Consider the following 18,768-nt stretch of genomic DNA (forward strand, 5'->3'; position numbering starts at 1 on the left):
AGCGCGATCATGGAGTACCGCAATCTAGGCGCCTCGGGCCTCAAAGTCCCCGTCCTCAGCTTCGGCACCGGTACGTTCGGCGGCCAGGGCCCGCTGTTCTCGGCCTGGGGCCGCAGCGGCGCGGAGGAGGCGCGCAGGCTGATCGACATCTGCCTCGATTCTGGCGTCAATCTGTTCGACAGCGCCGATGTCTATTCGAACGGTGCGTCGGAGGAGATTCTCGGCGCCGCGATCAAGGGCCGTCGCGACAAGGTGCTGATCTCGACCAAGATGAGCCTGCCGATGGGCGATGGTCCGCTCGACGCCGGCTCCTCCCGGCAGCGGCTGCTGTCATCGGTCGAAGCGGCGCTGCGCCGCCTCGGCACCGACACGATCGACCTGCTCCAGCTTCATGCCTTCGACGCGTTCACGCCGATCGAGGAGGTGCTGTCGACGCTCGACGCGCTCGTGCGCGCCGGCAAGCTGCGCTATGTCGGCGTCTCGAATTTTGCGGGCTGGCAGCTGATGAAGTCGCTCGCCATCGCGGACCGGCACGGCTGGCCGCGCTACGTCGCGCACCAGGTCTACTACTCATTGCTCGGCCGCGACTATGAGTGGGAGCTGATGCCGCTCGCGCGCGACCAAGGCGTCGGCGCGCTGGTCTGGAGCCCGCTCGGCTGGGGCCGGCTCACCGGAAAGATCCGGCGCGGCCAGCCGCTGCCGCAAGGAAGCCGCCTGCACGCCACCGCACAGTTCGGCCCGCCCGTGGACGAGGACCGTCTGTACGCCGTGGTCGACGTGCTGGATGCGATTGCCGCAGAGACCGGCCGCACCGTGCCGCAGGTCGCGATCGCCTGGTTGCTCTCGCGTCCCACGGTCTCCTCCGTGATCATCGGCGCGCGCGACGAGGGGCAGCTGCGCGACAATCTCGGTGCGGTCGGCTGGTCGCTGAGCGCGGACCAGATCAAGCGGCTCGACGAGGCGAGCGCGGTGATGCCGCCTTATCCCTATTACCCCTATCGCATCCAGGAGGGCTTTGCGCGGCTGAACCCGCCGCCGGTCTAGGCCGGCGACTGGTAGAATGCCGCGATGGCCGTTGCGATTCCCGGCGGGAGATTCGACTCGCTCTTCAGCGTGTCCAGGAAGGCGGCATCGCCCGCCACCGTGAGGCCATCCAGCTTGATCGGATGCAGCGGCTCGGGCGCCGCCGCAGCGGCGGCCTGCAAATCGGGACCGGTCCGGTCGCCGTTATAGACGAGCCGCGGACGCAGTTGGACATTGTTGCCGAACTGCTCGTCGAGCGCGAGGCGCCAACCTGTGCGCGACACGGTTCCGCCGGCGATCGCCGCCGACATCGCGAGGCTGTGCGGTTGCAGCGTGCCGAGATTGCCAAGCGCAGCGGCCAGGCGGTTCGTCGCCTCCACCAGCGTGATGTTCTCGATCCCCGGGTCCTGGTCGGGCGAGGTGAAGTCGATCACCCGCGCACTGCTGCCGATCTTGAGCGCTTCGCCGACTCCGCTCGCTTTTTGCATGGCGCTTTTCGTTCCATAGCGCGGCCGTCCGCCGATCACCACCAGCACGACATCCTGCTCGCGCGACTTGATCAGATGGCCGTAGGGATCGCCGGTGACGCCCTTCACGACCAGCAGATCGGCGAACTTGCCCTGGGCGATCGTCCCGAGCTTGGCATCCCATTTCAGGATCGTTGCCGGATTGCGCGTCGCCATCGAGACAATATCGTAATCACTGAAGCCGAGATTGAAATGCGCCGAGACGACCTTCGCCGCTTTCAGCTCACCCAAGAGATTCTTGCTGCCGGATGGCGACCAGTCCGAGCCGAGCGCGATGTTAAGGCCGGCTGTGCGCGCGGCGGCGACATCCGTCGTCTTCCCATAGAGCAGCAGATTGCTCAGGGGAGACCAGACCACCTTCGCCTGGTGCTGTGCCATGGTTCCGAAATCGGTCGCATCGAGCGCCGTGCAGTGAATGCCGGCCAGCGACGGCTCGATCGCCCAATCGCCCGAGCCGTTGCGCAAGGCGAGGAAGTGGCTGTGCGCCTTGGCATCGATGCCTTCGCTGAGGTGCAGCAGGAAGCACGCCGACGATTTCAGCTCGTTGTCGAACTTCGCCCAATCCTCGGCGTCGATGTCGGGAATCTTCGAGTGCGCCCGCGGAAGGTCGGGAGGACTGCCGATCTCGGCGGCACGCAGCGCGCCTTTGTAGTATTTGTGGATCGTGCCGCTCCAGTTCGACAGCGTGATCCCCTGGCTCGTCGTCGTGCCCGCGACCAGGCATTTGGCTTCGACGTAGCGAACCAGAGCCGGCAGCAGCGAGCCGTCATCGGCCAGCGCAATCGCGCTCATGGGTCCGGTCACGGACGTCTTGTACGATTTGGCGTTCTGCCACTGGTCACGATTGCCGTAGAGCTGCGGCACACGCCAGAGCGGCAGGATGTTGTAGCTGAGGTGATTGTGCAGTTCGATCAGGCCGGGATAGATGGTGCCGCCGGTTGCGACCGGAACGACCGCCTCGAAGCCCGCCGGGGCCGGCTGTCCCTTGGGCACGACCGCGGCGATGCGACTGTCCTCGATGAAGATCGTCCCGCTCTTGATGACCTCGCCCTCGGCCGCCATCGTCACGATCCGCCCGGTCAGGGCCCAGCGCTTCGGATTTGCGGCCGGGCTCATGGGATCACCCCGTCGGGTATGGTGATGGTGATCGTGCGTCGTTTGGTCGCCGCGTCAGTGCCCTGGCGCACCGCCCATGCCGCATCGCCGCGCATCCAGGCCGGCAGGCCAGCGGGAAGATCCTTCGCGATGATGTCGACGAGCTCGGCAGGCTTGAAGGCGTCGCCATAGGGCACCAGCGTCGTCGGCACATCGGGATGCATGATCGTGGGTACGAGAGCTGCGAGCGCGGCATTCCACTTGGTCAGCATGATCTTGGTGTTCGCGGCCTGGGTGGCGGCATCATGCGCCGAGCTTTCCGGCCAGGTCGGGTGCGGGATGTGCTGATAGGGAAGCGTCTTGTAGGCCGCGCCATCGGACGTCTTGAGCCAGGCCTTCCAGGCCTCGTCCGCAAGGCCGCCGAGCGAGACCACGGCTTCGATGTTGCCGGGCGCGAGCACCGCTTTCAGCCATTTGTTGCGATAGCCGACGATGCCCGGCTCATTCTTGTGCTTGCTCCCGCCGCTCTGCCCATAGACGCTGTACAGGAAGGTGTTCACCATGACGTAGCTCTGCGTGACGCCGAGCTTCGCCAGAAAACCCTGCGTCCGGCGGCCCGCGGTGCCGACCAGGATCCTGCGTACGATGGTTTCGTGCTGGGCCGGATCTTGACCGACGACGAGCACGCGCGCCGATCCGTCGAGGCGGCCGCGGTGAAAGATCGGACCCCACTCGATCCGGAAATCGTGTGGATCGTAGGCCTCGGCGCCGGGATAGTCGGCGCATAGATCGCGAAATGGCTGTTGGTCGTATCCGCCGTCGAATTCCGTGAGCATGGCAATTGCTCCGATAATGGTCGCGGTCGAAATGGCTGCGTCGAAAAAAGCTGGTCGCAATGTCGCAATCTTAGCGGTAATTCGCCGTCATATTCAACCGCAATATGGGTCAGGAGAGAGGACCTAAGAGGGCCTCAATGAGCGCGACGCAAAGAGGCGGAGTTGGCTGACGAATCGATCATTCCGAGCCCCTTCGACGGAAGCGATTCGATCTCGAACGAAGCACAGCCGTTGAGAGCTGTGAGAACGTTTGAAGTGCTCGCCTGCGCATGATGGCGCACTCGGCCCGCAATGAGAAAAAGAAATAGCGCCGGGCAAGCTGCACCAGCGCGCTGCGATTCATTAATCCAAATTAACCCGAATTCCGGCCAATTCACCAACAGCTGTTAGGGTTACTTCCTCGATCTCTATGCGAATTATTGTCCGCTTTACCACCCGCCTCTAACAGAGGGACGGCGGACAACGCACATGCCTCATACAGGCCAATAAGTGCGGCCCGCTCCACGCGGAGGTGGCACGATGCGCAACGAGACGATCGCTATTCACGCCGGTTACGAGCCCGAAGCCACCACGCACGCAGTTGCCGTGCCGATCTACCAGACCGCAGCCTATGCCTTCGACAGCGCCGACCATGGCGCGGCGCTGTTCAATCTCGAAGCCGAAGGTTTCCGCTACAGCCGCATCGCCAATCCGACCAGCGCGGTGCTGGAGAAGCGCATCGCCCAGCTCGAAGGCGGCGTCGGCGCGCTTGCGGTCGCGACCGGTCAGGCCGCGCTGCATTTCGCCTTCGTCAATGTCGCCGATCACGGCGGCAACATCGTCTCCGTGCCGCAACTCTACGGCACCACGCACACGCTGCTTTCGCACATCCTGCCGCGGCAGGGCATCACCGGCCGTTTCGCCGAAAGCGACGCGCCGGACGCGATCGCGAGGCTGATCGACGAGAACACCCGCGCGGTGTTCGCCGAGACCATCGGCAATCCCGCCGGCAATGTCTGCGACATCGAGGCACTCGCGAAGATCGCGCGTGCCCACGGCGTGCCGCTGATCGTGGACAACACGGTTGCCACCCCGATCCTGCTCAAGCCGTTCGATTACGGCGCCGACATTGCCGTGCATTCGCTGACCAAGTTCCTGGGCGGCCACGGCACCACGCTCGGCGGCGCTATCGTCGATTCCGGAAACTTCCCCTGGGCCAAGCACGCCGACCGCTTCCCGGCCTACAACAAGCCGGACGCCTCCTATCATGGCCTCGTCTATGCCGAGCGCTTCGGCCGAACCGCCTATATCGAGCGCGCGCGCAGCGTCTATCAGCGCACGATGGGCTCGGTGCTGTCGCCGTTCAACGCCTTCCTGCTGCTCCAGGGCATCGAGACCGTGGCGCTGCGCATGGAGCGCCATGTCGAGAACGCCCGCAAGGTTGCCGAATTCCTGCGCGGCGATCCGCGCGTGGCCTGGGTGAATTACACCGGCTTCCCGGACAGCCCCTATTATCCGCTGGTCGAGAAATATCTCAACGGCAACGCGTCGTCGCTGTTCACCTTCGGGATCAAGGGCGGCATGGAAGCCGGCAAGACCTTCTACGATGCGCTCAAGCTGATCACGCGCCTCGTCAATATCGGCGATGCCAAGTCGCTGGCCTGCCATCCGGCTTCGACCACGCACCGGCAGATGTCGGCCGACCAGCAGCGTGCCGCCGGCGTGCTGCCGGAGACGATCCGCCTGTCGATCGGCATCGAGCATGCCTCAGACATCATCGAGGACATCGACCAGGCGCTCGCAAAGGCCTGTCCGTGGGCGCGCCTCCAGGCCGCGGAGTAGGCGGCGGGGCCGATGACGATCTTGATCGACAGGGATCAAGGTATCTCGAGCCCGGCGCTGGTGCCGGCGGAGCGCGATCTCGCGCGCGACCACGGCGAGCTCACCATCGGCCTGATCAATAACATGCCTGATACGGCGCTGAAGGCGACCGAACGGCAGTTCATGAAGCTGCTTCAGGCCGCGGCCGGTGCGCGCCGCATCCGCTTCCACTGCTTCTCGCTGCCTTCCGTGAAACGTTCGCCGGAAGCGAAGTGGCATGTCGAGAGTGAGTATTCCGATCTCGCGGATCTCAGGCGGCACAGATTCGACGGGCTGATCGTGACCGGCGCCGAGCCGGTCGCACCCGAGCTCGACCAGGAGCCGTATTGGCGGGATCTCACCGATCTGATCGACTGGGCCAAGCTCCACACGCGCTCGACGATCTGGTCGTGCCTTGCCGCGCATGCGGCGGTGCTGCATCTCGATCGTATCGAACGGCGGCGGCTGCCGACCAAATGTCACGGTGTCTTCGACTGCGAGGCCGTGACGGACGATACCCTGATCCGCGCGGCGCCCGCGCCGCTAAAAGTCTCGCATTCGCGCCTGAACGAGATCGCCGAGAGCGATCTCGACGACGCCGGCTATCGGGTGCTGACGCGTTCGGCTCAGGCCGGCGTCGACGTCTTCATCCGGCAATATGCCAGCCGCTTCGTGTTCTTCCAGGGCCACCCGGAATACGACGCGTTGTCGCTCCAGCGCGAATATCTGCGCGACATCGGCCGCTATCTTGCCCGTGAGCGCGAGATCTATCCGCACCTGCCGGTGAGCTATTTTGACGCAGCCACGGAAGAGAAGCTCCTCCGCTTCGAGAAGCAGGCGAAGCACCAGCGTCATCCGGCGCTGACCAACGAGCTGCCCGCGCTGAATCTGCGCACGGATATCGCGGCCGGCAGCGCGGCAGCGGTGCTTTTCCGCAACTGGCTGCAATATCTCGGCGCGAACGCCGACGCGTCGGTCGTGGCGCGCTAGATCGGGGCGGCGGGCTCCATGTTAGGACTAACGAAGTGTGAAGCTTGCCTCGGGCCGCATACGAATGTTTGATTGAGCGAATCGGGGCGAACAGGAAATGCGGTCGTGTGGTCGGCACTTCAGGGACGCGTGAGCAATCGGCTGGCCCGGCATTTCCGCGCCGCGTCGCACCGCCTGCCCGCGCATGCGCCAATGGTGAGCTTCACCTTCGATGACGCGCCCGACAGCGCCGCAGGCGAGGGTGCTTCGCTGCTCGAAGCGCATGGCGGCCGCGGCACCTATTACATCGCCGGCAGCCTGATCGACCGTCCGTCGGACCATTGGCATGGCCTGTCGAATGACGCCATCGTACGGCTGCACCGCGCCGGTCACGAGATCGCCTGCCACACCTTCTCGCACCGGAGCTCGGCCGATCTCGACGAGGCTGCGATGGCCCGCGAGATCGAGCGCAACCGCAGTCATTTCCGCGGCATCGATTCCTCGATCAGGCTGGAGAACTTCGCCTACCCCTATGGCATCGCCTCGATCTGGCGCAAGCCGCAGCTCGCCAAGGCTTTCCGCTCGGCGCGCGGCATCCTGCCCGGCGTCAACAGCGACGTCATCGACCTCCAGTTCCTGCGCGCTTCGCCCCTGGTCGATCGCGAAATCGACAAAGCGGGCATCGATCGCTATTTCGACGTGGCGGTCGCAAGCGGCGGCTGGCTGATCTTCTACGGCCACGACGTCGCTGATACGCCGAGCCCCTATGGCTGCACACCGGCCCTGATGCGCCACGCGCTGGAGGCGGCAGGAAAGCGCAACTTGCCGATCGTGACGGTCGCCGAAGCGCTGGGACGAATCGGGGCGTAGCCGCTCTCTTCCTTCTCCCCTTGTGGGAGAAGGTGGCGCGAAGCGCCGGATGAGGGGTTCTATCGGCAAATCCAACTCCATCGAGTTTGCTGATAGTACCCCTCACCCGTCTCGCCGCTCATGCGGCGAGCCACCCTCTCCCACAAGGGGAGACGGGAAGACATCGTCCAGCCCCCCAAACGGTCTTGCCACGCCCGCGCCAGCATGCGACTGGCCTTGTGACGAATCCCAAAGCATCGCTCCGGCACCATGTCCACGTCCTCTACCGCTCCGCTGTCTGCGCCGGCCAATGGTCGCGACGCGTTGTCGGTGCTGCATTCGGTGTTCGGCCTGCCGGGGTTCCGCGGCGCGCAGGGCGAGATCGTCCGGCATGTCACCGACGGCGGCAATTGCCTCGTGCTGATGCCGACCGGCGGCGGCAAGTCGCTGTGCTATCAGCTTCCGTCGCTGCTGCGGGAAGGCTGCGGCATCGTGGTCTCGCCGCTGATTGCGCTGATGCGCGACCAGGTCGCCGGCCTGATCGAAGCCGGCGTCAACGCTGCCGCGCTGAACTCCTCGCTCAGCCCGCAGGAAGCCTCCGATATCGAACGCCGCCTGATCGCCGGTGATCTCGATCTGCTCTATGTCGCGCCGGAGCGCCTGGTCACGCCGCGTTGCCTGTCGCTGCTGGCGCAGGCGAAGGTCGCGCTGTTCGCGATCGACGAAGCCCATTGCGTCTCGCAATGGGGCCATGACTTCCGCCCTGAATATGTCGGCCTCTCCATCATCGCCGAGCGCTTTCCCGAGGTGCCGCGCATCGCGCTGACGGCGACCGCCGACGAATTGACGCGCAAGGAGATCGTCGAGCGGCTTCGGCTCACGGACGCGCCGCAATTCGTCTCCAGCTTCGACCGCCCCAACATCCGCTACGAGATCGTGGACAAGCGCAACGCGGTATCGCAGCTGAAGGACTTCATCCGCGAGCGGCATGCCGGCGATGCCGGCGTGGTCTATTGCCTATCGCGCAATCGCGTCGAGGAGGTCGCCGCCGCACTCGACGATGCCGGCATTGCCGCGCTGCCCTATCACGCTGGTCTCGACAGCAGCGTGCGCTCGCGCAACCAGGACCGCTTCCTCAACGAGGACGGCATCGTCATCGTGGCGACCGTCGCTTTCGGCATGGGTATCGACAAGCCCGACGTGCGCTTCGTTGCCCATCTCGACCTGCCCAAGAGCATCGAGGCCTATTACCAGGAAACCGGACGCGCCGGCCGCGACGGCAAGCCGTCGGCGGCCTGGATGGCCTATGGCCTCTCGGACATCGTGCAGCAGCGCCGCATGATCGACGAATCCAGCGGCTCGGACGAGTTCAAACGGGTCTCGATCGGCAAGCTCGACGCGCTGGTCGGCCTTGCCGAGACGGCGCATTGCCGGCGCCGGCGGCTGCTCGCCTATTTCGGCGAGATCGTGATGGGCGAGAGCTGCGGCAATTGCGACAATTGCCTGACGCCGCCGAAGATGCGCGACGGCAAGGTGCTGGCGCAGAAGCTGCTCTCCTGCGCCTATCGCACCGGCCAGCGTTTCGGCGCGATGCATCTCATCGATGTGCTGATCGGCCGCCTGACCGAGAAGGTGACGCAGTTCGGCCACGACAAGCTCTCGGTATTCGGCATCGGACGCGAGCTCAACGAGAAGCAGTGGCGCACCGTGTTGCGGCAGCTGGTGGCGATGGGCCATTTGCAGAGCGACAGCGAAGCCTATGGCGCACTGAAGCTGACGGACTCTTCGCGCGGCGTGCTGCGTGGTGAGACCGAGGTGTGGCTGCGCGAGGAAGCGCCCGGCACGCGTGTCCGCGCCAGCCGCGCCAAATCCCGGCGCGGCGATCTCGCGCCGGCCGCAGACGCGCCGCAAGGCGATGTCGATCCCGAATTGCGCGCGCGGCTGCGCTCCTGGCGCTCAGACGTCGCGCGCGAGCGCGGCGTGCCGGCCTATGTCGTGCTGCACGATGCCACCATCGACGGCATCGTCCGCGCATGGCCGACCACGCTGGACGAACTCCGCAATGTGCCTGGTATCGGCGACAAGAAGCTCGAGCACTATGGCGAGGAGCTGTTGCAGATCATCAGGACACGGTAGAGGGGCCTTCCATCCACCTCGTCATCCCGGGGCGCGACGAAGTCGCGAGCCCGGGATCCATAGTCACAGGCAGATATGGTTACGGAAGGCTGGTAACCACAAGTCTTCGCCAAATGCGATCCTGTGGTTATGGGTCCCGGGCTCGCGACTTTGTCGCGCCCCGGGACGACAATCTTCGTGTCTACCTCACCCATTCCTGAACGCATACGCATAACCGTTCAGCGCCGGCGCGCCGCCGAGATGCGCGTACAGGATCTTCGCGCCCTTCTCGAAATGGTCCTTCTGCACGAGGTCGATCAGGCCCTGCATCGACTTGCCCTCATAGACGGGGTCGGTGATCATGCCTTCGAGGCGCGCGGTGAGGCGGATCGCCTCCTTGGTCTCGTTCGACGGCACGCCATAGGCGGGATAGGCGTAGTCCTCGATCAGCACGACGTCGTCGGCGACGAGCTCCTTGCCGAGCTCGACGAGCTTTGCGGTGTTCTGCGCGATCTCGAGCACCTGCGTCTTGGTCTGCGCCGGCGTGAAGGACGCATCGATGCCGATCACCTTGCGGGCGCGGCCGTCCGCCGCAAAGCCGACCAGCATGCCGGCATGGGTCGAGCCGGTGACGGTGCAGACGATGATGTAGTCGAACTTGAAGCCGAGCTCCTTCTCCTGCTTGCGCACCTCTTCGGCGAACCCGACATAGCCGAGGCCGCCGAACTTGTGCACGGACGCGCCGGCGGGAATCGCGTAGGGCTTGCCGCCCGCCGCCTTCACCTCCTCGATCGCCTGCTCCCAGCTCTTGCGGATGCCGATGTCGAAGCCGTCGTCGACCAGGCGCACGTCGGCGCCCATGATGCGCGAGAGCATGATGTTGCCGACGCGGTCGTAGACCGCATCCTCGTGCGGCACCCAGGCTTCCTGCACCAGGCGGCACTTCATGCCGATCTTGGCGGCGACCGCTGCGATCATGCGGGTGTGGTTCGACTGCACGCCGCCGATCGACACCAGCGTGTCGGCGTTCGAGGCGATCGCATCGGGGATGATGTATTCCAGCTTGCGCAGCTTGTTGCCGCCATAGGCAAGGCCGGAATTGCAGTCCTCGCGCTTGGCATAGATCTCGACCTTGCCGCCGAGATGCTTTGACAGCCGCTCCAGCTTCTCGATGGGCGTCGGGCCGAAGGTCAGCGGGTAGCGCGGAAATTTGTCGAGCTTCATGGGATATCCCGATTGGCGTTGAGGTCTGGAGACGTCGCTAGCACCAACCCGGGAAAATGTGCTCTCGAATATTGCGCCCATATTGCGCATGAACTTGCGAGAATGGCGTCATCAAGGCATATTTCTTCCGAATTATCATCTATATGTGGAAGCATCTTCCATGGCCGCCCGGCTCGATCGAACTGACCTTAAGATATTGAGATTGCTGCAGAATAACGGCCGGCTCAGCAATGCAGAGCTGGCCGAAACCGTCGCGATAAGCCCCGCCACCTGCCATCGCCGCACCCAGCGACTGTTCGAGGACGGCTTCATCGCGACCGTCCGGGCCATGGTGGCGCCGAAGAAGGTGGCGAAGGGAACGCTGGTGATGGTCGGCGTCGTGCTCGACCGTTCGACGCCGGAGAGCTTTGCGATCTTCGAGCAGGCGATCGCAAAACTGAAATTCGTGCTCGACTGCCATCTCGTCGCCGGCGACTTCGACTATTTCCTGAAGATCCGCGTCGGCGACATGGAGGACTTCAACCGCATCCACGGCGAGCAGCTCATCGCGTTACCAGGCGTGCGCCAGACCCGCACCTTCTTCGTGATGAAGGAAGTCGTCGACAACGCGCCGCTGGAGTTTTGAGCACGCCACTTTTCGAATCGCACGGTCGTCACGGCAACTTCACTTGCCATGCAGGCGCATGCGGGCGAGCCTCCGCGCTTCTCAACGAGGAGATCCTGCCGTGCGCCTCCCCATTCTCGATCCGAAGGATCTGACCGCCGAACAGAAGCCGCTCTATGACGACATGCGAGCGGGCATCAAGGACCACTTCAAGGGCTTCGTGAACATGCGCGACGACGGCGCGCTGCTCGGGCCATGGAACCCCTGGATTCGCGAACCGCGCTTCGGTGGGCCGGTGTGGGAGCTGGTCAAGGCGGTCGCGTCGAACCCGCTGCTGCCGGCGCCGGTGCGCGAGGTCGCTATCCTCGTCACCGGCTCGCACTTCCGCTCCGGCTATGAGCTCTATGCCCACGTGCTGGTCGCCGAGCAGCGCGGCCTCTCCGACGAGAAGCTCGCCACCATCGTCGCCGGCCAGCGCCCGGTGGATCTCACCAAGCAGGAAGCGGTCGCCTATGACATGGCCTCGGCGCTGGTCAGCGGCGGCGTGCTGCCGGAGCTGACCTATCGGGCGGCGGTGAAGGAATTCGGCGAGCACGGAGCGGCCGAGCTGTCCTATCTCGTCGGCGTCTACTGCATGGTCTCGGTCACGCTCAACACGTTCGACGTGCCGGTGCCGGACTAAGAGCCGCTTCGTTCGATCACTCCGCCGCCTTGCTGGCGGGCGGCGGGGGTGCGAAGGCGATGCAGCGATTGCGGCCTTCGGCCTTGGCCTGGTAGAGCGCCTGATCCGCCGCGCCCATCAAGGCGTCGATGCCGGACATGCTGACGGTGGCCTCCGCGATGCCGATGCTCACGGTGAGGCCGAACTGAATCTTGTCGGCGAGAACCTGCGTGCTCATCACGCGCTTGCGGATACGTTCGGCGACAGTCCTCGCCCGGGACAGGCTGGTCTCGGGCAGCAGCACGGCGAATTCCTCGCCACCGAGACGGCCGACGATGTCCGACTTCCGCTTGCCGTCGAGGCAAGCGGCCGCGACCGCCTTGATCGCGGCGTCGCCCACGGCATGGCCGTAGCGATCGTTGACCGACTTGAAGTGATCGATGTCGAGCATCAGCACCGAGACGGCACGGTAGTAGCGCTGGAACCGGCTCCATTCCGCATCGAGATTGTCGAGGAAGTGGCGGCGGTTGTAGAGGCCGGTGAGCGGATCGGTGGTGGCGAGCGTCTCCAGCATCGCGGCCTTCTGCGTCAGGTCGGTGATGTCGACATAGGTCAGCATGCGGCCCCCATTCGACATCGTGGTGCAATGGGCTCTGATGCGCCTTCCATCCGGCGTCTGCAGGTCGCGGACGTGATCGCCGGCCTTGACCTCTTCGACGCGTCGCGCCGGGAATTTCACGAGCTCGTTCGTTGGCAGATTGGGCGCGCTGGCCCGGTGGAGGCGCCGCACCAGCGACGAATAGGCAGGCCGGTTTGCGGCCTCGTCTTCGCTGACCTCCCAGAATCGCCGCATCCGCCGGTTCATGAAGGTGGCGTGCAAGTCGGAGTCGAGAAGGAGGACGCCGTCCTGGACGTTCTCCAGCGCATCCCGCAGCAGCTTCAGTTCGTCCGAGGTGCGCACGATGTCGGTGACGGGCGTATAGGTCAGCATGCGTCCCCCATCGGGCAATGGCGTGACCTGGACGCGCACCACATCGCCGTTGGTCCGGCGCAGATCGATCGGCGTCGGATCGCCCGCCTCGATTACGCGGACACGCTCCGCCACCAAGGCATCGAGCTCAGGGTCGGGCACCTCATAGGCGCCAGTGTCGCGTCCGTGATGAAGCAGCGTGAGGATGGAGGGATTACTGTCGGCGACCTCGTCGGGCAGGCGCCACATCTGCCGAAACGACTGGTTGATCAGGCGCGCTCGGAGATTGGAGTCGAGCAGCACGATGCCAGTTGGCACATGATCGAGCGCGGCGCGCAGTGCCAGCATCTGGCTGCGCATCAGCGCGTCGGACGAGCGCTCTCGCTCCTCGCCGGTCGGGCGCTCGCTGCCTGGCTGCTCGAAGGCGACGCCGACCTGGCGGTCGGATCGCCAGATCACGCGGCAGGCCAGGATCTCGCGCCCGGCGAGCCTGAGCTGGAATCGCTCGGGCACTCCGAGGCCGCTCTCCATCTCGAGCGTCGCGGCCTCCTCGGTCAGCCGGCGCACGACGCAATCGATCGACGATTGGCCGAAATTGAAAAAGATCTTCCCAGCAAGGAACGTCCGTTCCGAGACCAAGCGGGACATTCGCAGCCTCCAGGGCGCACATGATGCGAAACGCCGGCCCAGTTTCGCGCAAGGTTACTTGTGGCGATGTAACGCAACAGACGTTTTCGGATGAAGATTAACGATCGGTTGACGGCCGACGCGGCACGGCGGGTGCGAAAAAGCTCGTCATATCAGCGGCAAGGCTCCCGGTCCGGGCCCCGCCATCCGGCCAATCGCGGGCGGCGCGCTTCATCCAAAATCCACCATGACCGCAGTCAGTTGCGCACGGCATAGAGCGGGGTGCGCAAGGTCAGCTGATAGGACGGCTTCGGCATCCACGCGATCAGCGCGGTGATGCCGAACAGGCGGTTGTCATTGTCGTCCATGCGATCGAGGTCGAGCCGCAGGATCGGCTGGGTGAAGGACTCCGCCAGGGTCCGGCCCCCGAGCTGCGCGCCGCCGAACGACTGCACGCCAAGCCGCCCCGTGAACTTCCAATTGCTCGGCCATTGGTAATAGCCGCCGGCATAGAGGATCGTGTTCGGCTTGATCCTGGCGAGCTGGCTGGCGATGTCGGTGTGGGTGTACTGCACGCCCGCGAGCCAGCCGCGCGTCTCGTCCTCGTCGAGCGCGTAGTCGAATTCCAGGATGTTGTTGAACGAGGTCGTCATGCCCTGCTCGTTCGGCACCGACTGCGTCAGGGTCGATTGCAGCGTGATGGTCGGGATCTTTCCGCCGTTCTGCTGATAGAGATCGGCCTGCACGCCGATGTTCCAGCTCGTGATGTCGAACGATGACCAGCCGCCGCCGATATCTATCGTCGAGCCCGATACGCCGCCATAGAGCGAGACGCGATCGCTGACGTCGACCGTCAGCGGCAGGTCGACGACGATCGATTTTGCCGCGGGCAAGCCGTTCGGCAGCGTCGTGCCGCGCTGTGCCGCCAGCGCTTCGAACGCGGCGGACAAGGACGTGTTGCCGAAGCCGAGCCCGAGCGTGCCTGCGGGGATCGTCGCATAGATGGTGCGGAGATCGAGGTAGATGTTCGGGATGGCGGGCTTTGTGGGTTTGTCCTCGTCGTCATCGGCGGCGAAGGCTGTGCCTGCCGAAATCGTCAGGCCAAGCAGCCCGATCACGACGGGCGAGGCCGGACGGTATGATCGGCGCGGGTGGGACACGTGACAATCCGGCGCGTGGCGCTCTGGTGACGGAATCGTGTTCTAGATGGAACGTGATCATTCTCGCGGTCAAGCGCCATCCGCAAGCGGTGGACGGGGCCGATATGCGCGGTTACCCTGCCGTGATCGCATTGACACACTCGCCGGCCAGAGTGCGGGCCGGACAATGGAAGGACGACAGAAATGAACACGTCACGCCGCATTTTGCTCACGGGTCTGGCGGGGCTTGCTGTTGCTCCGACTGCTGTCGCCGCCGCCGCGCCGTTGTCCGAGCCCGGGGACGTGACGGTCGCCGAAGAGCGCTTCGCTCGCACGATCGCCGCCGCCCATGCGCCCGATATCAACTGCGCGCGGCAGGCGGAACGTTATGCGGACGCGCACTGGCCGGAATATGTCGTGGCGGCAAGGGCGGTGATCGGCGCGCGCGCGTGATTCTTTCTTCCTTATCCCCTTGTGGGAGAAGGTCGCGCGAAGCGCCGGATGAGGGGTATGCCTCAACCAGCGAGCTCTATCGCATTCGCGGAGAGAGACCCCTCACCCGTCTCGCCGCTGCGCGGCGATCCACCCTCTCCCGCAAGGGGAGAGGGTAAGGAAGTGCCTCACTTCTCCACCGCCCGCCTGACCTGCTCGCCGATCTGGGACAGCACGAGCTGGGCCTGCGGCAGGATCGCGCCCATGGCGTGGAAATTGTGGACCATGCCGTCATGGCAGACGTGCTCGACCGCGACGCCCGCGGCGAGCAGCTTGCGGGCGTAAGCATTGCCCTCGTCGCGCATCGGATCGAACTCGGCGGTGTGGATGATCGCCGTCGGCAGGCCGGCGAGCCGTGTCGCGCGCAGCGGCGAGATGCGGGGATCGGCGGCATCCAGGCCCTCGGGCAGATAGTCGGCGAGATCGGCCTCGATCGTGTCGCGATCGATCAGGTGGCCTTCGGCGAATTCCTCGCGCGACGGCGAGGTCTCCTCGAAATCGAGCACCGGGCAGATCAGGCATTGTGCGACGATGGAAAGGCCGGCGCTTTGCGCGGCTTCCTGGCACACGATCGCAGCCAATGTGGCGCCGGCGGAATCACCGCCAACCACCAGCCGCTCGGCGTCGATGCCGAGCGAAGCGGCTTCGCGCGCGACCCATTCGGTGGCGGCGATCGCATCCTCGACGGCGGCCGGGAATTGATGTTCGGGCGCGAGCCGGTAATCGACCGAGACGAGGCGGCAGCCGGTTGCGTGCGCCAGCGCCGCCGCGATGCGGTCATGCGTCGCAATGCTGCCGGCGACGAGCCCGCCGCCGTGAAAGAACACGAAGCCCGGCGCGTGCTCGCGGGCGCTTGCGGGCGAATAGAGCCGATAGGGCAGCTCTCCGCCTGGGCCGGGCAGCACGCCGTTGGACGCCGTCACGTCAGGCGCGTCGGCGCGCGCGAACTGCATCAGCTTCGCCAGCGACTGCCGCCGTGCGTCCACACTCGGCCGGCTCCGCGCTCGCGGCCCAGCCGCAGCCATCATGGTCAACAAACGCTTTGCGAGCGGATCGAGCGGCATGGGAGACTCCGTGACTCCAGGACATTATAGCCGCTTTGCGCCGTCTTACCCCCTCCAAGAGGGTGTCCAAATTCCGCAGCAAATCGTTTAGAAATTGGGACAATAGTGCCGAAACAGTTCCACGGGAGGCCAGCCATGGCCGAGATCAAGAAGCCGATCGAATATTCGCCGAGCTGGACCTTCTTCGAGGGCAAATGGCACGACGGCAATGTGCCGATCATGGGCCCGCGCACGCACGCGGCCTGGCTCGGCTCTGTGGTGTTCGACGGTGCGCGCGCGTTCGAAGGCGTCGCGCCCGATCTCGACCGTCACGTCGCTCGCGCCAATCAATCCGCGATCAATTTCGGCCTGAAGCCGGTGGTCGACACCGGCACCTGGCTCTCGCTCGCCAATGAAGGTATCGCGCGCTTCGGAGCGAATGCCGAGCTCTACATCCGTCCGATGTACTGGGCGCAGAACGGCTCGGGCGGCGGCGTGCTGTTCGACCCCGACACCACCAATTGGTGCCTGTGCATCTACGAGGCGCCGATGCCGAAGCCTGTCGGCAACGCCATCACGCTGTCGCCGTTCCGCCGGCCGACCGCCGAATGCGCGCCGGTGGAGGCCAAGGCCGCCTGCCTCTATCCGAACAATTCGCGTGCGCTCGCAGAGGCCGCCTCGCGCGGCTTCCAGAACGCGCTGATGCTCGACATGCTCGGTAACGTCGCGGAGTTCGGCAATTCCAACGTGTTCATGGCCAAAGACGGCGTGGTGTTCACGCCGGTGCCGAACGGCACCTTCCTCAACGGCATCACGCGCCAGCGCGTCATCAGCCTGCTCCGCGGCGACGGCGTCACCGTGGTCGAGAAGACGCTGCGCTATGCCGACTTCCTCGCCGCCGACGAGATCTTTTCAACCGGCAATTTTGCAAAGGTCGCGCCGGTGATCCGCATCGATGCGCGCGAGCTGAAGCCGGGCCCGCTCTATACCAAGGCGCGAAAGCTCTATTGGGATTTTGCGCATGCGGTGAAGCTGGCGGCGTAGGTCTCGTTGCTTCCGCGTACTCCGTCATTGCGAGCGCAGCGAAGCAATCCAGAGTCTTTCCGCGGAGGGATTCTGGATTGCTTCGCTGCGCTCGCAATGACGAGCTTGTGGGAGCATCGAGAATCCACAGCTTCGAGCGCCCGTCGCGTGCTTATGAACCCCGCCTCCGAAACCTGCTGAATTGAAACGCCTGCGTCGAATCCCACGGCGTGTGATGCGTCTCGCGGCGCGTCTCGACCAGTGCGAATTCCGGCCCGAGCTCCGCGGCGAGGCTCGTACTGTCGTGCCGCTGCACCGGCAGGCCGCTGCATTTCTCCGGGCCCTCGGGCGCAAACGTCGCGATGATGACATGCCCTTCTGGTTTGACTGCCGACCGCAGGCGCTCGACATAGGCAGCCCTGTCGTGCGGATCGGTCAGGAAGTGAAACGCCGCGCGATCGTGCCAGACATCGTAGGTCTTTGCCGGCCGCCACGTCGTGGCATCGGCGACGATCCAGTCGACCGTTGAAGCGGCGGCGCCGATCCGCCTCTTCGCCGCATCAAGCGCGTTGGCGGAAAGATCCAGCACGGCGAGATCGCGATATCCGTCCCGCAGCAGCGCATCGATCAGCCGCGAGGCCCCGCCGCCGATATCGATGATGGCCGCGTCATGGTCCGGAGCGGCCGCGCGAATCATGTCGAGCGAGATCGTTGGGCTGTCCTGAAACCAGCTGACCTCGGCCTCGCCCTTGGTGGCGTAGACGTTGTCCCAGTGCGTGGTGCGGTCAGGCATGGCGGCTCCGGCCTCGGCCGGGACGGCAGCGCGTAAGCGGCGCTGCCGGGATAAAGTGGCAATTCGCGCGTCCGCCGGATGCGGACGCGCCGGCGCGAACGAAGGGCTACTCGTCCTTCTTCGACATCCGCTCGAGGCGTTCCTGCATTTCCTTCATCTGCTGGCGCAGGTCGTCGATATTGCTGTCCTTGGGTGCCTCGGCGTTCGCATCCGGCTCCGGCTCGGGGCTCGCTGCAGAGCGGGGCGCGGCGAACGGCTTGAACATCGAGAAGGTCTGCTGGAACAGCTCCATGTTGCGGCGGACCTGCTCTTCCAGCGGCGCGAACGGCGTGCCGGACAGCGTGTTGGCGATCTGCTTGCGGAATTTCTCCTGCTCCTGGGTCAGCGTCGCGATCGACTGCTCCAGATATTTCGGCACCACCATCTGCATGCTGTCGCCGTAGAAGCGGATCAGCTGGCGCAGGAAGGTGGTCGGCAACAGGTTCTGGCCGGCCTTGTTCTCCTGCTCGAAGATGATCTGGGCCAGCACGGAGCGGGTGATGTCGTCGCCGGTCTTGGCGTCGTAGACCAGGAAATCTTCGCCGTCCTTGACCATGGCGGCGAGGTCTTCCAGCGTCACGTAGGTGCTCGTTCCGGTGTTATAGAGCCGGCGGTTCGCGTATTTCTTGATCGTGGTGGGTTGGTCTGATTTCGCCATGGGCTCTCACTTGCAAACGCTGAGAACGGGAACCCGGCGGCTATGCCGCAGGGCGGGAAGAGTACGCAACGCAACAAAATAAGCATTTTCAAAGGGGTCACGCTACCGTTTTGTGCGCCACGGTTAATCGGGCGGCAAAAACGTGCTTGCGAAAGCGCCAAGAACGCTATTTTGAATGCGCTGCGGCATGGATTCGGTCGCCGGCCGATTGACATGCCTCAACGACGTTAACAGGATGCCTG

General features: G+C 64.9%; 17 protein-coding genes. 9 read left to right on the forward strand and 8 right to left on the reverse strand.

All coding sequences use genetic code 11. The features are described from left to right. Positions 1–9: 9 nt before the first annotated feature. Positions 10–1,044 carry an aldo/keto reductase gene (locus AAFG16_RS01650; protein ID WP_283083282.1) on the forward strand — a complete coding sequence of 345 codons (1,035 nt, stop codon included), beginning with the start codon at positions 10–12 and terminating at the stop codon, positions 1,042–1,044. Here AAFG16_RS01650 and AAFG16_RS01655 read toward each other — a convergent pair. Then, a complete protein-coding gene (locus AAFG16_RS01655) occupies positions 1,041–2,666 on the reverse strand; it encodes an amidohydrolase family protein (protein ID WP_342736796.1) in 1,626 nt (541 codons plus the stop codon). The genes AAFG16_RS01650 and AAFG16_RS01655 overlap by 4 nt on opposite strands. Continuing rightward, positions 2,663–3,481: a uracil-DNA glycosylase gene (locus AAFG16_RS01660; RefSeq protein WP_342736798.1), complete on the reverse strand. Its 819-nt coding sequence runs from the start codon at positions 3,479–3,481 to the stop codon at positions 2,663–2,665. Before AAFG16_RS01660 ends, AAFG16_RS01655 begins: the two co-directional genes overlap by 4 nt. Positions 3,482–4,000: 519 nt before the next feature. Between AAFG16_RS01660 and AAFG16_RS01665 the strand changes: the two genes are divergently transcribed. From AAFG16_RS01665 to recQ, 4 genes are all read left to right on the forward strand, one after another. Further along, complete coding sequence (locus AAFG16_RS01665; protein WP_342736800.1) at positions 4,001–5,302, forward strand: O-acetylhomoserine aminocarboxypropyltransferase/cysteine synthase family protein; 1,302 nt, start codon at positions 4,001–4,003, stop codon at positions 5,300–5,302. Between the two features lie 12 nt (positions 5,303–5,314). After that, a complete protein-coding gene (locus tag AAFG16_RS01670; RefSeq protein WP_342736802.1) occupies positions 5,315–6,310 on the forward strand; it encodes a homoserine O-succinyltransferase in 996 nt (331 codons plus the stop codon). A 105-nt stretch (positions 6,311–6,415) separates the two neighbouring features. Next, positions 6,416–7,159, forward strand: a complete 744-nt coding sequence (locus tag AAFG16_RS01675; protein WP_342736804.1) for a polysaccharide deacetylase family protein — start codon at positions 6,416–6,418, stop codon at positions 7,157–7,159. A 249-nt stretch (positions 7,160–7,408) separates the two neighbouring features. Next, complete coding sequence (gene recQ / locus AAFG16_RS01680) at positions 7,409–9,274, forward strand: DNA helicase RecQ (RefSeq protein ID WP_342736806.1); 1,866 nt, start codon at positions 7,409–7,411, stop codon at positions 9,272–9,274. A 186-nt stretch (positions 9,275–9,460) separates the two neighbouring features. Here recQ and AAFG16_RS01685 read toward each other — a convergent pair whose 3' ends face one another. Then, on the reverse strand, positions 9,461–10,477 hold the full coding sequence (locus tag AAFG16_RS01685) for a 1-aminocyclopropane-1-carboxylate deaminase (protein WP_342736808.1): 1,017 nt from the start codon (positions 10,475–10,477) through the stop codon (positions 9,461–9,463). A gap of 160 nt (positions 10,478–10,637) precedes the next feature. Here AAFG16_RS01685 and AAFG16_RS01690 point away from each other — a divergent pair, with 160 nt between their 5' ends. Both AAFG16_RS01690 and AAFG16_RS01695 read left to right on the forward strand, forming a co-directional pair. Next, complete coding sequence (locus AAFG16_RS01690) at positions 10,638–11,102, forward strand: Lrp/AsnC family transcriptional regulator (protein ID WP_152102070.1); 465 nt, start codon at positions 10,638–10,640, stop codon at positions 11,100–11,102. 100 nt (positions 11,103–11,202) lie between these two features. Then, on the forward strand, positions 11,203–11,763 hold the full coding sequence (locus AAFG16_RS01695; RefSeq protein WP_027563499.1) for a hypothetical protein: 561 nt from the start codon (positions 11,203–11,205) through the stop codon (positions 11,761–11,763). A 16-nt stretch (positions 11,764–11,779) separates the two neighbouring features. Here AAFG16_RS01695 and AAFG16_RS01700 read toward each other — a convergent pair whose 3' ends face one another. Further along, positions 11,780–13,360 (reverse strand): diguanylate cyclase, encoded by a 1,581-nt coding sequence (locus tag AAFG16_RS01700; RefSeq protein WP_342736813.1) that lies wholly within the window; start codon positions 13,358–13,360, stop codon positions 11,780–11,782. A gap of 236 nt (positions 13,361–13,596) precedes the next feature. Then, a complete protein-coding gene (locus AAFG16_RS01705; protein WP_342736815.1) occupies positions 13,597–14,499 on the reverse strand; it encodes a hypothetical protein in 903 nt (300 codons plus the stop codon). 183 nt (positions 14,500–14,682) lie between these two features. Here AAFG16_RS01705 and AAFG16_RS01710 point away from each other — a divergent pair, with 183 nt between their 5' ends. After that, positions 14,683–14,931, forward strand: a complete 249-nt coding sequence (locus AAFG16_RS01710; RefSeq protein ID WP_283083293.1) for a hypothetical protein — start codon at positions 14,683–14,685, stop codon at positions 14,929–14,931. A gap of 167 nt (positions 14,932–15,098) precedes the next feature. Here the strand turns inward: AAFG16_RS01710 and AAFG16_RS01715 are convergent, their stop codons facing one another. Then, positions 15,099–16,034 carry an alpha/beta hydrolase gene (locus tag AAFG16_RS01715; protein WP_342736817.1) on the reverse strand — a complete coding sequence of 312 codons (936 nt, stop codon included), beginning with the start codon at positions 16,032–16,034 and terminating at the stop codon, positions 15,099–15,101. A 135-nt stretch (positions 16,035–16,169) separates the two neighbouring features. On the opposite strand from AAFG16_RS01715, the gene AAFG16_RS01720 reads away from it, so the two are divergent. Further along, positions 16,170–17,057: a branched-chain amino acid aminotransferase gene (locus AAFG16_RS01720; RefSeq protein WP_342736819.1), complete on the forward strand. Its 888-nt coding sequence runs from the start codon at positions 16,170–16,172 to the stop codon at positions 17,055–17,057. Between the two features lie 151 nt (positions 17,058–17,208). Here the strand turns inward: AAFG16_RS01720 and AAFG16_RS01725 are convergent, their stop codons facing one another. After that, a complete protein-coding gene (locus AAFG16_RS01725) occupies positions 17,209–17,829 on the reverse strand; it encodes a class I SAM-dependent methyltransferase (RefSeq protein WP_342736821.1) in 621 nt (206 codons plus the stop codon). Between the two features lie 106 nt (positions 17,830–17,935). Beyond that, positions 17,936–18,526, reverse strand: coding sequence for a polyhydroxyalkanoate synthesis repressor PhaR (phaR, locus tag AAFG16_RS01730; RefSeq protein ID WP_342736823.1), 591 nt, complete (start codon positions 18,524–18,526; stop codon positions 17,936–17,938). Positions 18,527–18,768: the final 242 nt, after the last annotated feature.

The organism is Bradyrhizobium sp. B117, from assembly GCF_038969555.1.
Taxonomy (GTDB): Bacteria; Pseudomonadota; Alphaproteobacteria; order Rhizobiales; family Xanthobacteraceae; genus Bradyrhizobium.